The sequence below is a fragment of the Collinsella sp. LCP21S3_D3 genome, from assembly GCF_052118305.1.
GTDB lineage: Bacteria > Actinomycetota > Coriobacteriia > Coriobacteriales > Coriobacteriaceae > Collinsella.
The window spans coordinates 13,049-30,607 of record NZ_JBQKHK010000014.1; the positions used below are offsets into that span (position 1 = coordinate 13,049).

At 58.3% G+C, this 17,559-nt stretch carries 14 protein-coding genes and 1 tRNA gene; 4 read left to right on the plus strand and 11 right to left on the minus strand.

Annotation, left to right across the window (positions count from 1 at the left end; genetic code table 11):
* Position 1: 1 nt before the first annotated feature.
* The 11 genes from ACTQ1S_RS07175 to ACTQ1S_RS07225 all read right to left on the minus strand — a co-directional run bounded on the left by ACTQ1S_RS07175 (position 2) and on the right by ACTQ1S_RS07225 (position 10,028).
* Positions 2-766: an IspD/TarI family cytidylyltransferase gene (locus tag ACTQ1S_RS07175; protein WP_441547390.1), complete on the minus strand. Its 765-nt coding sequence runs from the start codon at positions 764-766 to the stop codon at positions 2-4.
* Positions 739-1,569, minus strand: a complete 831-nt coding sequence (locus ACTQ1S_RS07180; RefSeq protein ID WP_441547391.1) for a LicD family protein — start codon at positions 1,567-1,569, stop codon at positions 739-741. The genes ACTQ1S_RS07175 and ACTQ1S_RS07180 overlap by 28 nt, the downstream gene beginning before the upstream one ends.
* Positions 1,562-2,833, minus strand: coding sequence for a glycosyltransferase family 4 protein (locus ACTQ1S_RS07185; protein ID WP_441547392.1), 1,272 nt, complete (start codon positions 2,831-2,833; stop codon positions 1,562-1,564). The genes ACTQ1S_RS07180 and ACTQ1S_RS07185 overlap by 8 nt, the downstream gene beginning before the upstream one ends.
* A 95-nt stretch (positions 2,834-2,928) precedes the next feature.
* On the minus strand, positions 2,929-3,987 hold the full coding sequence (gene rfbB / locus ACTQ1S_RS07190; RefSeq protein WP_441547393.1) for a dTDP-glucose 4,6-dehydratase: 1,059 nt from the start codon (positions 3,985-3,987) through the stop codon (positions 2,929-2,931).
* Positions 3,988-4,006: 19 nt separating this feature from the next.
* Positions 4,007-4,906 carry a glucose-1-phosphate thymidylyltransferase RfbA gene (rfbA, locus tag ACTQ1S_RS07195; protein ID WP_441547394.1) on the minus strand — a complete coding sequence of 300 codons (900 nt, stop codon included), beginning with the start codon at positions 4,904-4,906 and terminating at the stop codon, positions 4,007-4,009.
* 7 nt (positions 4,907-4,913) lie between these two features.
* A complete protein-coding gene (gene cps2T / locus ACTQ1S_RS07200) occupies positions 4,914-6,077 on the minus strand; it encodes a beta 1-4 rhamnosyltransferase Cps2T (protein WP_441547395.1) in 1,164 nt (387 codons plus the stop codon).
* Complete coding sequence (locus ACTQ1S_RS07205; RefSeq protein ID WP_441547396.1) at positions 6,077-6,826, minus strand: sugar transferase; 750 nt, start codon at positions 6,824-6,826, stop codon at positions 6,077-6,079. Before ACTQ1S_RS07205 ends, cps2T begins: the two co-directional genes overlap by 1 nt.
* Before the next feature lie 66 nt (positions 6,827-6,892).
* Complete coding sequence (loaP, locus tag ACTQ1S_RS07210) at positions 6,893-7,438, minus strand: antiterminator LoaP (protein ID WP_441547397.1); 546 nt, start codon at positions 7,436-7,438, stop codon at positions 6,893-6,895.
* Positions 7,439-8,227: 789 nt separating this feature from the next.
* Positions 8,228-8,303, minus strand: a tRNA-Ala gene (locus tag ACTQ1S_RS07215).
* Positions 8,304-8,687: 384 nt separating this feature from the next.
* Positions 8,688-9,329, minus strand: coding sequence for a thiamine diphosphokinase (locus tag ACTQ1S_RS07220; protein ID WP_441547398.1), 642 nt, complete (start codon positions 9,327-9,329; stop codon positions 8,688-8,690).
* A gap of 9 nt (positions 9,330-9,338) precedes the next feature.
* Positions 9,339-10,028, minus strand: a complete 690-nt coding sequence (locus ACTQ1S_RS07225) for an HAD family hydrolase (protein WP_441547399.1) — start codon at positions 10,026-10,028, stop codon at positions 9,339-9,341.
* A 331-nt stretch (positions 10,029-10,359) separates the two neighbouring features.
* Here ACTQ1S_RS07225 and glgB point away from each other — a divergent pair, with 331 nt between their 5' ends.
* From glgB to glgD, 4 genes are all read left to right on the plus strand, one after another.
* On the plus strand, positions 10,360-12,639 hold the full coding sequence (glgB, locus tag ACTQ1S_RS07230) for a 1,4-alpha-glucan branching protein GlgB (RefSeq protein WP_441031236.1): 2,280 nt from the start codon (positions 10,360-10,362) through the stop codon (positions 12,637-12,639).
* Between the two features lie 94 nt (positions 12,640-12,733).
* A complete protein-coding gene (locus ACTQ1S_RS07235; protein WP_427747385.1) occupies positions 12,734-15,160 on the plus strand; it encodes a glycogen/starch/alpha-glucan phosphorylase in 2,427 nt (808 codons plus the stop codon).
* Positions 15,161-15,265: 105 nt separating this feature from the next.
* A complete protein-coding gene (locus ACTQ1S_RS07240; RefSeq protein ID WP_154518056.1) occupies positions 15,266-16,414 on the plus strand; it encodes a glucose-1-phosphate adenylyltransferase in 1,149 nt (382 codons plus the stop codon).
* A gap of 4 nt (positions 16,415-16,418) precedes the next feature.
* Positions 16,419-17,546 (plus strand): glucose-1-phosphate adenylyltransferase subunit GlgD, encoded by a 1,128-nt coding sequence (gene glgD, locus ACTQ1S_RS07245; RefSeq protein WP_441030892.1) that lies wholly within the window; start codon positions 16,419-16,421, stop codon positions 17,544-17,546.
* Positions 17,547-17,559: the final 13 nt, after the last annotated feature.

Below are 17,559 nucleotides of genomic sequence, written 5' to 3' on the forward strand. Positions count from 1 at the left end.
CCTAAATTCCAAAGATTTGTTCATTCTCGCGGGCGTTGAGAATCGCCTGAAGAGAGAAAAAGTCACCCGGAGTAGTTACCTTGATGTTCTCATCAGGACCCTCAACAGGCGTCAGCGAGTATCCGCGCTCGAACATCATCGAAGCGGAGTCCACGTAGTCATGCCTACCAGCGGAATCGGCTTCGCGATGGGCAGCAAGTATCTCATCGAGCCAAAAACTCTGAGGAGCACGAGCAAGCCTGAGGGTAGAACGATCGGGAATTGATTCGGCACCGCCGTCAGCTCCCATCACGAGCACTGTTTCTTTAGCCTGCACACAGGTTATCGCGGAACCGGTACTGCAGACCGTCTCGATGTTGTCAGTTATTACCTGCGAGTTTATGAGTGGGCGAACCCCATCGTGAATAAGCACGACAGTCCGCGCGCCCCCACTGAGCTCATCTGCTGCAAGCAGCCCATGGAAAATCGACTCCTGCCCAGTAGGCCCTCCTGGAACCACCGCAGCAACCTTAGACATATGACTTTCTTCGAGAAGATCGCGAGAATAGTCAAGCCAGTCCGCACCACTCACCACCACAATGGCATCCACCATCGGGTGCTCCTGAAAGTGTCGAACAGTCCGCACAATTATGGGCTCACCGTGAATACGCAGAAACTGCTTTGGCAGGTCTTTCGAGTGCATCCGGGAACCTACACCGCCCGCAAAAATAACCGCAACAACCCTTGGGAAGCTCTCCATTAGATGCCACCATCCTCTACGCGCCATGCTGTAACATCATGGCTGACTCTCATGTTCACAGGCGGGAGCTTCATGTAATCGCCGTAAAGACCAGTCAGATACTCGCGCCAACAAGACATACAAGTGAATTCATAGTTCTCAAAAGGAAGAGAAATCTGGTTCTCAAACCCCTCATACGAAACACGCTCGCCAGATCCGTAAAGACCCCACGTCAGTCCGCCTACATAGGGAGTCGAACCATAGGGAATAGCCCGTCCCAGCCTGTCAAGCTTCGCGCCTGCCTCAGCTACAACCCCAGGAACCGAAAGAAAGACTCGTGCAGCGACTTTCGCGATCTTTTTCGCCTTCGTGCTTCCGGAGCTTGGGTTTACCCCAGAGACAATAATCGCCTTGCGCAAACGGCTCGCCCGCGAATACAAACACTCGAGATCCGTTTCATCTTCGGGTAACCCGTCGACAGGAAAGACATCAATCCACAGCTTCTGAACCGAGCTCTCAATATCCGCCTTGACCAGAATGCTGTCGTTCACAATCTTGATGTAGGGGGTTGCATCGATTCTTGTGCCTCGATATGCAACGACGCGATAGCCGTGCTCGGATTCAAACTTGTCTCGAAAAGACAAGAACCTGTCATACCAAGGTCGCCCCATTAAGACATCAATATCATCGTCCCATGGAATAAAACCCTTATGCCGGACCGCCCCCAGAAGAGTGCCCCCCGCGAGAGAGTATTTCAATTCATGCATCTTGCAGAACGCCGCGAACGCATTAAGGATTTTCAGCTCTTCCGCTTTAACCTCTTCTAGAGTTAAATACTGCTTTTTACTCATCGCACTTCGTTTCAATTAAAATTCGGTACAGAGAAACGAGACGTTGCAGATAAGAATCCTGAGAGCAACGCCTAATTACATAAGACTTGCACTTCGCCTGAATTGCCTCGTATTGACCTCGATCGTCAAATGCGCGTACGCCAGCTGTTATCGCCTGTCGCAGCGAATCAACGTCATCGGGCTCCGCGAGGAATCCCGTTTCTCCTTCTAAAACAAGCTCGGGTATGCCACCAATCGTCGTACCGATAACAGGAGTGCCGTAAGCAAAGGATTCCATGATGGAGTAGGGCATGTTTTCCCTCCAACGGGATGGAGCAACCGACAAAGCGGCGCCGGCGACCAATTGAACCAACTCGGCGCCTGCCTTATAGCCCAAAAACTCAACTCTGTTGCGGCTTGAAGAAGATAGAGCCTCCAAGGACTTGCGCTCAGCCCCGTCCCCTGCGATAACAAGGCGCCAGCCTTCTGGAAGCACTGAGCTTGCTTTAATCAGCACGTCAACTCCCTTTTCACATGAGAGCCGTCCGAAATACAGGATGTAAGGGTTATATCTATCGGTGTAATCAGAGCTATCTTCAGCACAGTCATGAACATGATCGCTAACAAAATTCTGCATGAACGACACTTTTGCCGAAGAAATACCGCTTTCGATGAGCTTTGATTTCATAAATATCGATGGAGCAATAATATGGTCAATTTTACTGTACGCATCTGTCACCTTAAGAAATTCAGCCTCCATGCAGGCAAGAAGGCTTTTTGTCGATGATTCCTTAACACATTTATTTTTAAAGCAATTGAGAAAATGGCCTCCAAGGCATGCATCGCAGACAGTACCGTTGCCATCAAGCATCACGTAGTTCGGACAAACGAGTATGTAGTCATGCGAAGTAAACACTACAGGGACTCGATGCTCCCTAATGTAAGGCGCATCAAGAATGGCAAGCGTTATCTGTCGGTGAACCAAGTTTAAATGGATAACATCAGGTCGCACGCTCTCGCAAAGTGCTTGAAAACGCCTTTTAGATTCTTGGGAATAAATCAAAGTAGCAGCCGCTTTTGCTTTATCAGCAAAAGCGGTAGGCGAATTGTAGTCTTTAGGGGATACGAAGAAATCAGCATCGTCGCAGGGGAAATTGCGCTCATCTCTCATTGAGAAAAAATGAACATCATGACCCATTTTGACAAGGCCGTCAGCCAAACCAAAGTAATAGGTTTCAGATCCGCCCTTAATATAATGAAACTTATTAACGAGGATTATCTTCATAATTCACCCTCTCTCCCCCAAAGGAAACAAATCCCAGGCAAATTAACCCGGCTAGACACGCTGCCAATTCCCCTTCCAAATCACGCGAATCAAACTCAACCACACTGGTTACCGATAGCTTCAACATCAGACATGCTTGCTTGGGCCTTATATCGGGCCTCGGTGGCCTCCTTGGCCGGGCGCCACCAGGACTCGTTGGCGACGTACCAGTCGATGGTGGCCTTGAGCCCCTCGGCGAAGTCGGTGTGGGCCGGCCTCCAGCCCAGCTCGCGCTGGAGCTTGGTGGAGTCGATGGCGTAGCGGCGGTCGTGGCCGGGGCGGTCGGCGACCCAGTCGAAGTCCTCGGGGTCCTTTCCCATCGCCTCCAGGATCATGCGCAGGACCGTGATGTTGTTCTTCTCGCCGTCGGCGCCGATGAGGTAGGTCTCCCCCATGCGGCCCTTCGTGAGGATGTCCCAGACGGCCGAGGAGTGGTCCTCGGTGTGGATCCAGTCGCGGACGTTCTCGCCCTTACCGTAGAGCTTGGGGCGCACGCCGTCGATGATGTTCGTGATCTGCCTGGGGATGAACTTCTCCACGTGCTGGTAGGGGCCGTAGTTGTTGGAGCAGTTGGAGATCGTGGTGCGAAGGCCGTAGGTGCGGGTCCAGGCGCGCACGAGCATGTCGGAGGACGCCTTGGTGCTCGAGTACGGAGAACTCGGCTTATACGGCGTCTCCTCGGTGAACTTGGCGGGGTCGTCGAGCGCGAGGTCGCCGTAGACCTCGTCGGTGGACACGTGGTGGTAGCGGATGCCGTACTTGCGGACGGCCTCCAGCAGGCGGAAGGTGCCCTCGACGTTGGTGCGCAGGAAGGGCTCGGGGTCGGCGATGGAGTTGTCGTTGTGGCTCTCGGCGGCGTAGTGCACGATGGCGTCGTGGCCCGGGACGATCCTATCGAGAAGCGAGGCGTCGCAGATGTCGCCCACGACGAGCTCCACGCGGTCGGAGGGCAGCCCGGCGATGTTCTCGGGGTTGCCGGCGTAGGTCAGCTTGTCCAGGACGGTAACGTGCACCCCGGGGTGGTTGTTGACCACGTAGTGGACGAAGTTGCTGCCGATGAAGCCGCAGCCGCCCGTTACGATGATGTTCTTGGGGGAGAAGGTCTCCTCTGCCATATGTATGTCTCCTCAGTTCCTAGTACTCGCGCGGGCTGTTGACGATCTCGCCGGCGGCGACCTTCTTCAGGTGCCGGCCGTAGACCGACTTGCCGTAGGCCTCCGCGGCCCCCTTGAGCCCCTCGGTCGTGATCCAGCCGTTCTCCCAGGCGATCTCCTCGGGGACGGACACGGGCAGGTCCTGTGAGTGCTCCACGGCGCGGACGAACTCCGCCGCCTCGTGCAGGCTCTCCATGGTGCCGGTGTCCAGCCACGCGTACCCGCGGCCGAGGGTGACGACGGACAGCGTCCCCTCCTCCAGGTACATCTGGTTGAGCGTGGTGATCTCCAGCTCGCCGCGGGCCGACGGCTTGACCTCATGCGCCTTGGCGGCCACGTCGCCCGGGTAGAAGTACAGGCCGGTGACGGCGTAGGAGCTCTTGGGCTCGGCGGGCTTCTCCTCGATGGAGACGGCCCTCCCCTGCGCATCGAACTCGACAACGCCGAAGCGCTCGGGGTCGTCCACGTGGTAGCCGAAGACCGTGGCGCGGCCCGACTCGGCGTTCTGGACGGCGCGCGTCAGGTGGCGCGACAGGCCGTTGCCGTAGAAGATGTTGTCGCCGAGCACGAGGGCGCACGGCTCGCCGGCGATGAAGTCCTCGCCGATGGTGAACGCCTGCGCCAGGCCGTCGGGGCTCGGCTGCTCGGCGTAGGAGAGGTTCACGCCGTAGCGCGAGCCGTCCCCGAGCAGGCGCTCGAAGTTGGGGAGGTCCGTCGGGGTGGAGATGACCAGGATGTCCCGGATGCCCGCCAGCATGAGGGTGCTAAGCGGGTAGTAGATCATGGGCTTGTCGTAGACCGGCAACAGCTGCTTGGAGGTCACGAGCGTGAGCGGGTACAGGCGCGTGCCGGACCCGCCGGCGAGGATGATGCCTTTCATAGCGCCATTACCTTCCGAGGAAAAGGCCTTCGTAGCTGTCGGTGATGAACCGCCACGAATACCGGTCGCGGATAACGGAGGTCGAGGCCGCATCAAGCTCCTCGATCGAATTCCAGTCCATCATGTCCGCACGGTTAATAAGTTCAGCCAGGTCTCCGGACTCTTTGCCCCAATACAGGGCCGAGTCCTCAGCGACCTCGCGGTTGAAACCGACGTCGAGAAGAAGGTTGAGGCGCGTTGACGCCAGCGCCTCCAGAAGACTCGGGTTGGTGCCCCCGACCTCATGGCCGTGGAAGTAGCCGTAAGCCTGCTCACGGATCTTCTTCAGGAGCTCCTGGTCGTAGACGGTCCCGACGAACTTGATGCGTGGGTCGGACTTGAAGTGCGTCTTCCGCTCGAGCTCTGCGAGGAAGGAGTCGTCCACTCCCGTCACGAGCGCGAAATCCCGCTTAGATTCGGAAGCCATGAACTCCCGGATCATGGTCTCGTAGTTGTTCTCAGGCACGAAGCGCCCTACAACTAGGTAGTAGCCGAAGGGCTCGAGGCTCTTCTCGGAGAGCCATCCAGTGAACTTGGGGTCGTCGTCCGCGAGCGCTGAGCGCCTGATGTCGGCCCCGTAGGCGATGAAGGTCGTCTCGGGGTGCAGGTCGGAATACTCCTCGAGAACGTACTTCTCGATGTTTTTGGAGTCGCACACCATCAGGTCGGCGTGCTTGACCATCCCGCGCTCCGAGAGCTTCCAGTACTTTCGGACGGGTGCACTCCACTTGGCGCGCTTCCATTCGTGCCCGTCGGGGTTCACGAGGACCTCGCCGCCAAGGGCGTGGATCCTGTTCACGTACCTGCCGAAGAACGGCCCGATGCGACAGGCCAGCACGTAGACGATGGGGTGCTGGACTCGGTGCTCCTCGATATAGGCGATGCACCACTTGAGGGCGTCGATGTCGTAGAAGATAGCCCTCGCGGCGCCGACGGGCCTGCGCAGCACGTTGAAGCAGTGCGCCCCGTTGTGCTCGAACTCGCCGACTTGCTCGGCGGAGTCCACGGCGCATGCCACGTGGTACTTGATGTCGTGCGATACCTGATTCTCGGTCAGTTTCTCCACGAACGTCTCGTAGCCGCCGTAGTTTGCCGGAATCCCCTTGGATCCGATGATGAAAACATGTTGCATTAGTACGCATCGCTCCCGTTGAAGACCTCCAGAACCGTGAGGAGGACGATTTTGAGGTCCATAACGATTCCGCGTTTTGCTATGTACTCGAGGTCCCGGCGGACCATGCCGTCGAAACCGGTAGAGTTGCGCTCCGTAACCTGCCAGAGTCCGGTGATCCCGGGCTTCACGGCCAAACGTTGCAGGTCGTACTCCGTATACTCCGCAACCTCATTCGGCAACGGCGGCCTGGGCCCGACGACGGACATCTGCCCCAGGAATACGTTGAGGAACTGCGGGAACTCGTCGATGGAGTGCTTGCGGATGAACCTACCGATCTTGGTGACGCGGGGGTCCTCCTTCATCTTGAACATGGCGCCGGCGATCTCGTTCTGATCCTTGAGCTCGGCGAGGCGATCGTCGGCGTCCCTGTACATGGAGCGAAACTTCCACATGCGGAACGTGGTCAGGCTGCCGTCGGGGCGGGACTGGCCCACGCGAATCTGGCTGTAGAACGGGTTGCCCTCGCTCTCCAGACGGATGGCCGCGGCGAGCACAAGGCTGGGTACAGCGATGACGACGAGCACGGCACCGCTGAACGCAATGTCGAAGGCGCGCTTGACGGCACGGTAGGCCAGGCGCGAGCGATCCCAGTCTATGATGGATTGCATGGCCTTGTAGCGACCGGCGCACTCACGCCGTTCCATGGCCTGAGCGATGAGCGCCGCCCCCACGGGCGCATCCGTTGCAAATTCTGTTTTATCCGACACGTTTTCTTCCAAGACTTCGTCCCCAGATCGGGGATCCTCCCTGTTTTGCGAGAAAATCGCCAGCAGCTAGGCGATCGCCCTTTTTAGGTTTCGCATTGCGCGCTGCTCGGCTGAAAGCACGGCAAGGCCAACGCGTGTAGTTACGCGTCGGCCACACAGGTCGAGCTCCAAATAAGCAGTGCTCTTGCGTCTGTTAATGGATTTGATAAGGCCTTCGTGGCCCAGCAGCGGACCTGCCGTCACTACGACCTGGTCGCCGTCTTTTAAGGCCTCGCTCATGGGCACAACGCGGTCTCCCTTATGCGTAAAGCCGCCAATAAGCTGGACCTCTTCTTTTGCCAGCGGCACAAACTGACCGTCCTGGGATAGCACCCGGGCAAAGTCGTCCATGCGAAGCAAGTACTGTTGCACGATGCGGGGATCTGCCGTGTCGCAGATAAGATAACCGGGAAAGAGCGGCTTGGTCGTGTTGACCCATTCGCCGTGTACCTTTATCTCGGTTTGAAATTGGGGATAAAAGAGCTCCTGAATGGTGCCAGCCGGCACCATTCGCTCAATGCGCTCGCGCATTACATTTTCGCGACCATTAATGACCTGGATCACATACCACACGAGCACCACCCCCTTGCTGTCTTACGTGTGGCTCACGGGGTTTAGGTATGGCTTCGCCAGGGCGCTTGTGCGCGAAGGCGCTCCATATTCAAACCCTGAGCCCAGTTAGACAAGCGCGTGGCTCTGCCCCACCGTGAACGGTATGTATAAGTGCAGTTGCTAGAGACGCGGACGTGTATCGCAAAATGACCACGACCCCAGCTAGCTGCGTGCGATCCAGTCAAGCGGGAACAAAACTGGATCGCACGCAAACAGCTGTAGGACTGCTGCGATGAGTCATGAAATATCGAATCGAGAGAACAGCTTGCACATAGACAAAAACAAAGCCTTTCGATGCGATACGCATGACGACGCTATTGGAGTTCGTGGTTTTTTCTGGCACCGCCGTTACGGCCGGATGCTGATCGACCCTGCGCTTTGCGGCTTGCTGGAGCCGTGAGCACAGTTGAACCCATGTAACGTTATTTATCCTAGCACAGCAGATAGCCCATACGTTTTGGGGTGTGTTTAGCAACATATTGGTTACTTGCCGTGGTTATGGGGGATATTGTGCCGCCTTGCACACATTGCCGCAGGTTTATGGGGGTGTGTGGGTTGGTGAGCACTGCCTGAGTTGTATTACTGGCGGCGTGAATTGCTCAAACTATTATGTTTGGCTAACAAACTTTGTACAAAACGGGGAGGTAATTGCGCAACTTTTTACAGGTTGATGCGAGCGTCACTCTGGTTTGTAGTGTGGACACGTATGAAAAAAGACCTTCGGTTTTCCGAAGGCCTTTGCATTCACGATGGTGGAGACGAGGGGGATCGAACCCCTGACCTCTTGACTGCCAGTCAAGCGCTCTCCCAGCTGAGCTACGCCCCCGTGACGAGGAGATACTATAGGGGAAGATCCTTGGTTGTGCAAGAAGTTTTTTGGATTGATCTTCTTACTTACGGGTTTTCCTGGGACGGGGCTGAATTAGCTGGTTTTGGCTTAGCCAAAACCAGCTAATTAACCCACCGTCCCGATAAAACCCTCACGCGGCGACTGCCTGCTCGCCCACCGTCCCGATAAAACCCTCACGCGGCGACTGCCTGCTCGCCCACCGTCCCGATAAAACCCTCACGCAGCGATTGCCTACTCGCCCGCCGTCCCGATAAAACCCTCACGCGGCGAATGCCTACTCGCCAACCGTCCCGATAAAACCCTCACGCGGCGATTGCCTACTCGCCCACCGTCCCGATAAAACCCTCACGCGGCGGCACCTTACTTGTAGAGGTAGGCGATTGCCGTTCCTTGGTGGACTTGAATCTTGGCAGTTTTCCTTACGACATTAGAGATGCCGGTGTCGGCCAACAGGCCCAGCGAGCTCCGATCTAGCTCCCATTCTAGGCCGTGTTCGCTTACTACTGTCCCAGGGGCTATGGCGATGATGGAGAAGGTTTTGCCCTCGGAGCCCTCAATGGTCCAGGTCTCGTCTTGGTGCAGGATTCTGGCCGTCACTTCGTCTTCTTCGATCCAGACGGGGGCGTCCGCATAGCCTGCCAGTAGCCCTAACACAGACAGGGCCATGTCCGGGCGACCGCCGGTGGCGCAGGTCGCAACCACTTCGGCACCCGGCCAGCGACGTCGGACGGAATCGAGCGCCAGCGCCAGATCGGTATAGTCCTTGTAGGGGTCGTGGCGCTCAACCTCAAAGGTCTCGGCGGTATCGACCAACGCGCGACCAGCGTCGCTCACCGTGTCGGCATCTCCTACATACACGTCGCAACCCAGGCCAGCACCCAGCAGCGCGTCGAGCCCGCAGTCCACGGCGACAACGTGGTCGCACTCCCCCGCTAGTCGACGCAACAGATCCGCGCTCGCCACCACCGGCGAGCCGCAAACAACTAATACCTTACAAGCCACGGCCCTCGCCTAGCCCTTAAACGCAAGCACGCGGGCCAGATCCAGGTCCTCATAGCTATCGATAAAGATATCGCAGTTATCGCGAACCTCGTCGCGCTCCATACGGCCGTGCGGGTCATAAATGCCCACCCGCTTAAAGCCTGCAGTGCCAGAGCTCTTAAGGCCAAAGACGGCGTCTTCAAACACCCACGCGCGCTCAAACTTATGCCCGTGGCGCTCCTCAAGGCGGCACAGCGCCAGCTCGTACACATCGGGGAACTGCTTGGAGCGGCCCGCCTCGCCCGTCGTAGTAATAAACTCCATGTAGGCGTCGAGCCCCGCACCCACGAGTGCGGACTGCACCAGCTTGGCCGGCGTGGACGTGGCCACGCACATAGCAATGCCGGCCAATTTCGCCTGCTCCAAAAATGCCCGGAGCCCCTCGCGCGGCGGCACCTTGGAGTAGCCATCGATCAGGATGTCGCTCAGCTCGCGATACAGCTCCTCGCCATTTGCGCCAATGCCCCACGTGTCGTGATAGGCCTGGCACTCGTCCTCGAGCGACAAATGCTCAAACTGGGCAAAATCGTCGACCGTTACATCAATGCCGTGACGGTGCAATAACTCGGGCTGCGCATAGCCCCAAACGGGGGTGCTATTTACCAGTGTGCCGTCGCAATCAAAAATAAAAGCAACATTAGAGGCGGCTGTGTGGTTCATTCGCAAACCTTTCAATGTCAAATGGTAAACAACCTGCTAAAAACGTTTTACCAAACGTAAATCTAAAAATCTTGAAACCCTAATTGGTAAAACTGTCAAGAGTTTTACCATCGCAATTCTGTCAGTGGCATAAACATGGCGCTCACCGATTAAACGCCACCGTAAATCCACTTTCGTCCATAAAAGTAACGGACAGGTGTTATTGTGGTTTTTGCCGAAAGTTCCACCGTGCACGCGAGGTGGGACGACTCATAGAGCTATCGCCGTCCCTTCGATTCGTGCAGCCTTGGACCTTTCGCATCTAGTCACCAAGGCAACACGCTGCCGCGTCATGATGGGATCAAACGTGAGCGATACAAAGCTAAAGCCAGCAACCAAAAAGCCCGCTACCCGTAAAGCCGCCCCGCACGCACCGGAGCTCACCAAGGACGATGTCTATCTGTTTGGCATTGGAATGTGGGAGCGCAGCTGGGAAAAGATGGGCGCGCATCCCGACACGCAGCAGCGCACGCGCGGCTGGCGTTTTTGCGTTTGGGCGCCCGACGTTAAGAGCGTCCACGTTATCGGTGAATTCAACAATTGGGACGAACAAGCCAACCCGCTGGTGCCCGTACACACGAGCGCTATCTGGGAAGGCTTTATTCCTGGCGCCGAGCAGGGCCAGCTCTATAAATACCTCATCGAGACCAACGAGGGCGAAAAGCTCTACAAGGCCGATCCGTACGCCTTTAAGGCCGAGTGCCCTCCGGGAACGGCGAGCGTGCTGTGGACCCTCGATGGCTACCAGTGGAACGACGCCGCGTGGCTCAAGCGCCGCGCCGGCCACAACCACATGTCGCAGCCGCTCAACATCTACGAGGTGCATATTGGCTCGTGGAAGCGCCACGGAGACGAGCCACAGGGCGAGCCGGACGAGTACGGCAACTACCCCGGTCCCATGGACCCCTTCCCTGCGCAGCGCGGCGAGTTTTACACCTACGACGACCTGTCGGTGGAGCTCGTGGACTACGTGCGCGATATGGGCTACACGCATATCGAGGTCATGCCGCTTATGGAGCACCCCTTCGATGGCTCCTGGGGCTATCAGACGACCGGCTACTTTGCCGCCACGTCGCGCTACGGCAACCCGCAGCAGCTCATGCACTTTATCGATGCGTGCCACGAGGCGGGCATCGGCGTGATCATGGACTGGGTGCCCGGCGGTTTTTGCGCCGACTCCCACGGCCTTGCCACCTTTAACGGCCACATGCTGTTTGAGCACGAGATTCACCCCAACTGGGGCACGCACAAGTTTGACTTCGCCCGCGGCGAGGTCCGCTCCTTCTTGGTCTCCAACGTGCTGTACTGGATCGAGAACTTCCATGTGGACGGCATTCGCATGGACGGCGTGTCCAGCATGCTGTACCTCAACTTTGGCATTGACGATCCTGGCCAAAAGAAGTTCAACAAGTACGGTACCGAGGAGGACCTGGACGCCAGCGCGTTTATCCGTCAGGTCAACTGCGCTGTTGAGGCGCACTACCCCGACGTGATGATGATGGCCGAGGAGTCCACCGCGTGGCCGCTTGTGACCTATCCGCCGCAGGACGGCGGCCTGGGCTTCCACTACAAGTGGGACATGGGCTGGATGAACGACACCCTGCACTACATGCAGACCGATTTTCCGTGGCGCCCCGGCAATCACGGCTTGCTCACGTTCTCCATCATGTACGCCTTTACCGAGAACTTTATCTGCCCGCTGAGCCACGACGAGGTCGTGCACGGCAAGTGCTCGCTCATCGGCCGCATGCCGGGTGACTGGTGGCGCCAGTTTGCCGGCCTGCGCACGCTCGCCTTCTACCAGATGACGCACCCCGGTGCCAAGCTCAACTTTATGGGCAACGAGATCGGCCAGTTTATCGAGTGGCGCTACTACGAATCTATTCAGTGGTTCTTGACTGAGCAGTATGAGACCCATGCACACCATCAGGCGTTCATTAAGGCGCTCAACCACCTGTATACCGCCGAGCCCGCCCTGTACGAGCGCGGCTACAATGACGATGGCTTTACCTGGATCGACGCGGACAACTCCAAGCAGTCCATCGTGAGCTTTGTGCGTCAGGGCGAGGACGTCGATGACGACCTCGTGATCCTGATCAACTTTGACCCGGCGGCCTACGAGAGCTTCCGTGTGGGCGTGCCGCGTGAGGGCGACTGGGAGGTCATCTTTGACTCCGACCGTCCCGAGTTTGGCGGCAGCGGCTATGCTGGCGAGGAGCCCTACACCTGCTCGAGCGAGCCCTATCCCTGGAACGGGCAGATGGACTCTATCGAGATTAAGGTGCCCAGCCTGGCAGGCGTGGTGCTTAAGCGTCGCGGCCCCAGCAGCTATAAGCCGCCCGTGGTCGAGGAGCCCAAGAAGGCGACCCGCAAGCGTGCGTCCTCGGTGAAGCCCAAGCCAGCGGCCGCCAAGAAGGCTCCGGCCAAGGCGAAGGCCACGACGACCAAGGCCAAGGCTAAGGCCGCCGCAAAGCCCGCTGCCAAGGCTACCGCGACCAAGAAGCCGGCTGCCAAAAAGGCCGCTACCAAAGCCAAGTCTGCCTCTGTTAAGTCGTCACCTAAGGATGCGTAACAAAGCCGTTACAGCTGTAATTACCCGTCCCAGCGGGGCGTAGGATACAAGTCACAACCGTTCCGGGAGAAACATCCCCGGGGGAAAGGAACGTATGAATAAGATCTTCGACAACAAGCAGGAGTTTACCGAGCTCTATCGTGATGCCGTCATGAGCATTAGCGGCAAGAGCGTCGAGGCCGCCAGCGACCTAGATCGCTTTAACGCCCTGGCCAAGCTCGTGGCCGAAAAGGCCCGCACCGTTGCCACCAAGAGCGACGCCCGCGCCACCGCCGAGGGCAAGAAGCGGGTGTACTACTTCTCGATCGAGTTTTTGATCGGCCGCCTGCTCGACAACTACCTGCTCAACTTTGGCGTGCGCGACATGGTCGCCGAGGCGCTCGACGACATGGGGCTTGACCTGTCCGTCATCGAGAGCCAGGAGCCCGATCCGGCGCTGGGCAACGGTGGCCTGGGTCGTCTGGCCGCATGCTTCCTGGATTCCATGGCAGCCGAGGGCATTGCCGGCTACGGCAACGGCATGCGCTACCGCTACGGCCTGTTTAAACAGGAGATCGTCAACGGCAGCCAGGTCGAAACCACCGACGAGTGGCTCACCAACGGCTATCCCTGGGAGGTCCGTCGTCAGGACAAGGCCGTGACCATTAAGTTTGGTGGACGCGTCGAGGGCTTTGAGGAGAACGGCCGCACGTTCTATCGAACCGTGGACACGCAGGACATCCTGGCCGTCCCTTATGACATCCCCGTGGTGGGCTATGCCGGCGAGACCGTCAACAAGCTGCGCGTCTGGGCCGCTGAGCCGGTCGAGGAGCACTTTGACCTTGAGGCCTTCAACCGCGGCGACTACGCCCTGGCCGACGCCGAGCGCGCCGAGGCCGAGGCCATCAGCGCCATCCTCTACCCCAACGACGCCGGCGAGCACGGCCGTCTGCTGCGTCTAAAGCAGGAATACCTGTTTGTCTCGGCCGGTATCTATAGCCTGCTCGACACCTTTGAGAAGGAGCACGGCGCGAACTGGGAGCTGTTGCCGCAGTTTGTGGCCATCCACACCAACGATACGCACCCCGCCATGTGCGGCCCCGAGCTCATGCGCATCCTCATCGACGAGAAGAAGCTCGAGTGGGATGACGCCTGGAACATCGTGACGCAGGTCGTGAGCTACACCAACCACACCATCCTGCCCGAGGCCCTGGAGAAGTGGCCCATCGGCACGTTCTCCAAGCTCCTCCCCCGTGTGTACCAGATCATCGACGAAATCAGCCGTCGTTGGCATGAGTCGTTCGATACCACGCAGGAGGGCTGGCAGGAGCGTCTGCGCCAGACCGCCATCCTATGGGACGGCGAGGTTCGCATGGCCAACCTGTCCGTGATCTGCAGCCACAGCGTCAACGGCGTGGCCAAGATTCACTCCGATATCATCAAGAACAATGTGCTCAAGGACTTCTATGCCCTGACTCCCGAGAAGTTCAACAACAAGACCAACGGCATCTCGCACCGTCGCTTCTTTGCCGAGGCCAACCCCACCTACGCCAAGCTCGTGACCGAGGCCATTGGCGACGGCTGGCTGAAGGACGCCTTTGAGCTGGAGAAACTTAAAGGTTTTCAGAACGACACCGAGTTCCTTAAGGCCGTGGGTGCCTCCAAGCGCGCCAACAAGGAGCGCCTTGCTGCCTACGTTAAGGCAGAGACCGGTCTGGTTATTGACCCCAACACCGTCTTCGATGTTCAGGTAAAGCGTTTTCATGCCTACAAGCGCCAGCTCATGAACATCATGAAGGTGATGGACATCTACAACCGTCGCATCGCCAATCCCAACTTCCACGTGACACCGACGACCTTTATCTTTAGCGGCAAGGCTGCCTCGAGCTACACCTTTGCCAAGGAGACCATCCGCCTGATCAACTCGGTGGCCGAGGTCATCAACAACGACCCGCGCGTCAACGAGGTCATGAAGGTCTGCTTTATCCCCAACTTCCGCGTGAGCAACGCACAGCTCATCTACCCCGCCGCCGAGATTTCGGAGCAGATTTCCACAGCTGGCAAGGAGGCCTCGGGCACGTCCAACATGAAGCTCATGATGAACGGCGCCATTACGCTGGGCACCCTCGACGGTGCCAACATCGAAATCGCCGATTTGGCCGGCCGCGAGAACGAGGCGATCTTTGGCCTGACCGCTCCCGAGGTCGAGCAGCTCTGGGCATCGAACAGCTACTTTGCGTGGGATACGCTCAACAATGATCGCGAACGTCTGGGCCGCGTGATGGATGAGCTCAAGGACAACACGTTTGCCGGCCTTTCGGGCAACTTTGAGAGCATCTACAACGAGCTTATGAACAACAACGACCCCGACCTGGTCATGGCGGACTTCCGCAGCTACGTGGATGCATGGGAGAAGCTCACGGGCAGCTATGGCGACCAGGAGACCTGGAACCGCAAGGCGCTGCTCAACACCGCCTCGAGCGGCTGGTTCTCGAGCGACCGCACCATTCGCGAGTACCGCGACGAGATCTGGCACGCTTAAAGGCCGCGAGTTCCCTTTGCCGCACGGCATTACTCGACGGGCGCGACCGAGCGCCGCGCCCGTCGCTAATGGGTTTAGGAACATCGATGACAGAAGGAGAAACCGATGAGTAAGAAAGAATGCATCGCGATGCTCCTCGCAGGAGGACAGGGCAGTCGATTGGGGGCACTCACCCAAAAGATCGCTAAACCGGCGGTTAGCTTTGGCGGCAAGTTCCGCATTATCGACTTTTCGCTGTCCAACTGCTCCAATTCGGGCATCGACACGGTGGGCGTTCTGACGCAGTATCGTCCCTACCTGCTGCATGCCTACGTGGGCTCTGGCGAGGCGTGGGATCTGGACAGCCGCGACGGTGGCGTGTCGATCCTGCCGCCGTACGAAACGCAAACCGGTGGCGCATGGTATGCGGGCACGGCCGACGCCATCACGCAGAACCTCGACTACATCAAGTCCAACGACCCCAAATACGTCCTGATTCTTTCGGGCGATCATCTGTACCGCATGGACTACCGCAAGATGCTCAAGACGCACATTGAGAACAACGCCGACCTCACGGTGAGCGTTATGCCCGTGCCGTGGGAGGAGGCCAGCCGCTTTGGCATCCTGACCACCGACCCCGAGGACGGCCGCATCACCAAGTTCACGGAGAAGCCCGAGAAGCCCGATTCGAACCTCGCGTCCATGGGCATCTACATCTTCTCGGCCGACGTGCTGGTCAAGGCGCTCGAGGAGGACGCTCTGGACCAGCGCTCGAGCCACGACTTTGGCAAGGACATCATCCCCAAGCTGCTCGGCGAGGACAAGCGCCTGTACAGCTACGAGTTCCACGGCTTTTGGAAGGATGTTGGCACCATCGCCAGCTTCCACGAGACCTCGATGGACCTGCTGGGCAACAACCCCGAGTTCGATCTGTTTGACAAGAGCTTCCCCATCATGTCCAACATCACCACGCGTCCGCCGCACTACATTGGCCCGGACGGTCGCCTGGACGACTGCCTGGTCTCCAATGGTTGCAAGATCTACGGCACCGCTCGCCACTCGATCCTTTCGACCGATGTCATCATTGAGGAGCGCGCCGTGGTCGAGGACTCCGTGCTGCTGCCGGGTGCGCATGTTAAGAGCGGCGCGCACATTTGCCGCGCTATTTTGGGCGAGAACTCCACGGTCGAAGAGGGCGTGAAGCTCGGCTCTGTCGATACCACCAAGGATACGGCCGTCGTTGGAAATGACGTCGTTGTCGGGAAGGGGGAATGATCCGATGATCAATCGCAAGGCCATCGGCTATATCACCGCTAACTACTCTTCGACCTACGGCAGCGTGCTGCTCAAGGATCGCCCCATCGCGTCCGTTCCGTTTTTGGGCCGCTACCGCCTGATCGACTTTCCGCTGTCCAACATGATGAATGCCGGCATTAAGACCGTCGGCGTTGTCATGCCGGGCAACTACCGCTCGCTGATCGACCACGTGGGCTCGGGCAAGGACTGGGGCCTGGACCGCAAGAACGGCGGCCTGTTCATGGTGCCCGGCAACGCGTATGGCACCACCAAGGGCGGCATGCGCTTCTTGCTCCGCGACATCATCTCCAACAAGACGCTGTTCCAGCGCTCGGACAAGCCCTATGTTGTGATGATGGGCACCAACGTCATCTTTAACATGGACCTCAACACCATCATCGAGGCGCACGAGAAATCCGGTGCCCAGATGACCGTGGTGTACTGCAAGGCCACGCACAACGTCGAAGACGAGACCAAGCTCGATATCAACGAGAACGGCCGCCTGACGGGCGTAAGCGCCGGCGTCGCGTACGGCGACAACGCCTCTATGGACTGCTGCATCGTCAACCGCGAGACGCTGCTCGAGATCATCGACCACTACCAGGCCGCCGACTATCTGGACCTGCTCGAGGCACTCCAGGGCGACTTTGGCAACATCGACGTGTGCAGCTACAAGTACAAGGGCGAGGTCGTGGGCGTGTTTAGCGAGAAGTCGCTGTATCGTCGCAGCATGGACCTGCTCGACCAGACCGTGGCCGATCGGCTCTTTGACCCCGAGCGCCCGATCCTGACCAAGGCCCACGACGTGCCGCCTTCGCGTTACGCGACCGGCAGCCACGCCTGCAACTCGATCATCTCGGCCGGCTGCATCATCAAGGGCACCGTGCGCAACTCGATCCTGTCGCGCGGCGTTGTGATCGAGGAAGGCGCCTCGGTGACCAACTCGATCATCAACCAGAGCTGCATCATCAAGAGCGGCGCCCGTGTTGAGAACGCCATCCTGGACAAGAACAACGTGGTTCCCACCAACACCGAGCTTCGCGGTACGCCCGAGAACATCCTGGTGCTGGGCAAGGCTCCGTTAACTTCCGATACCACCATCGCTCGTTAACGTTGGCACCACA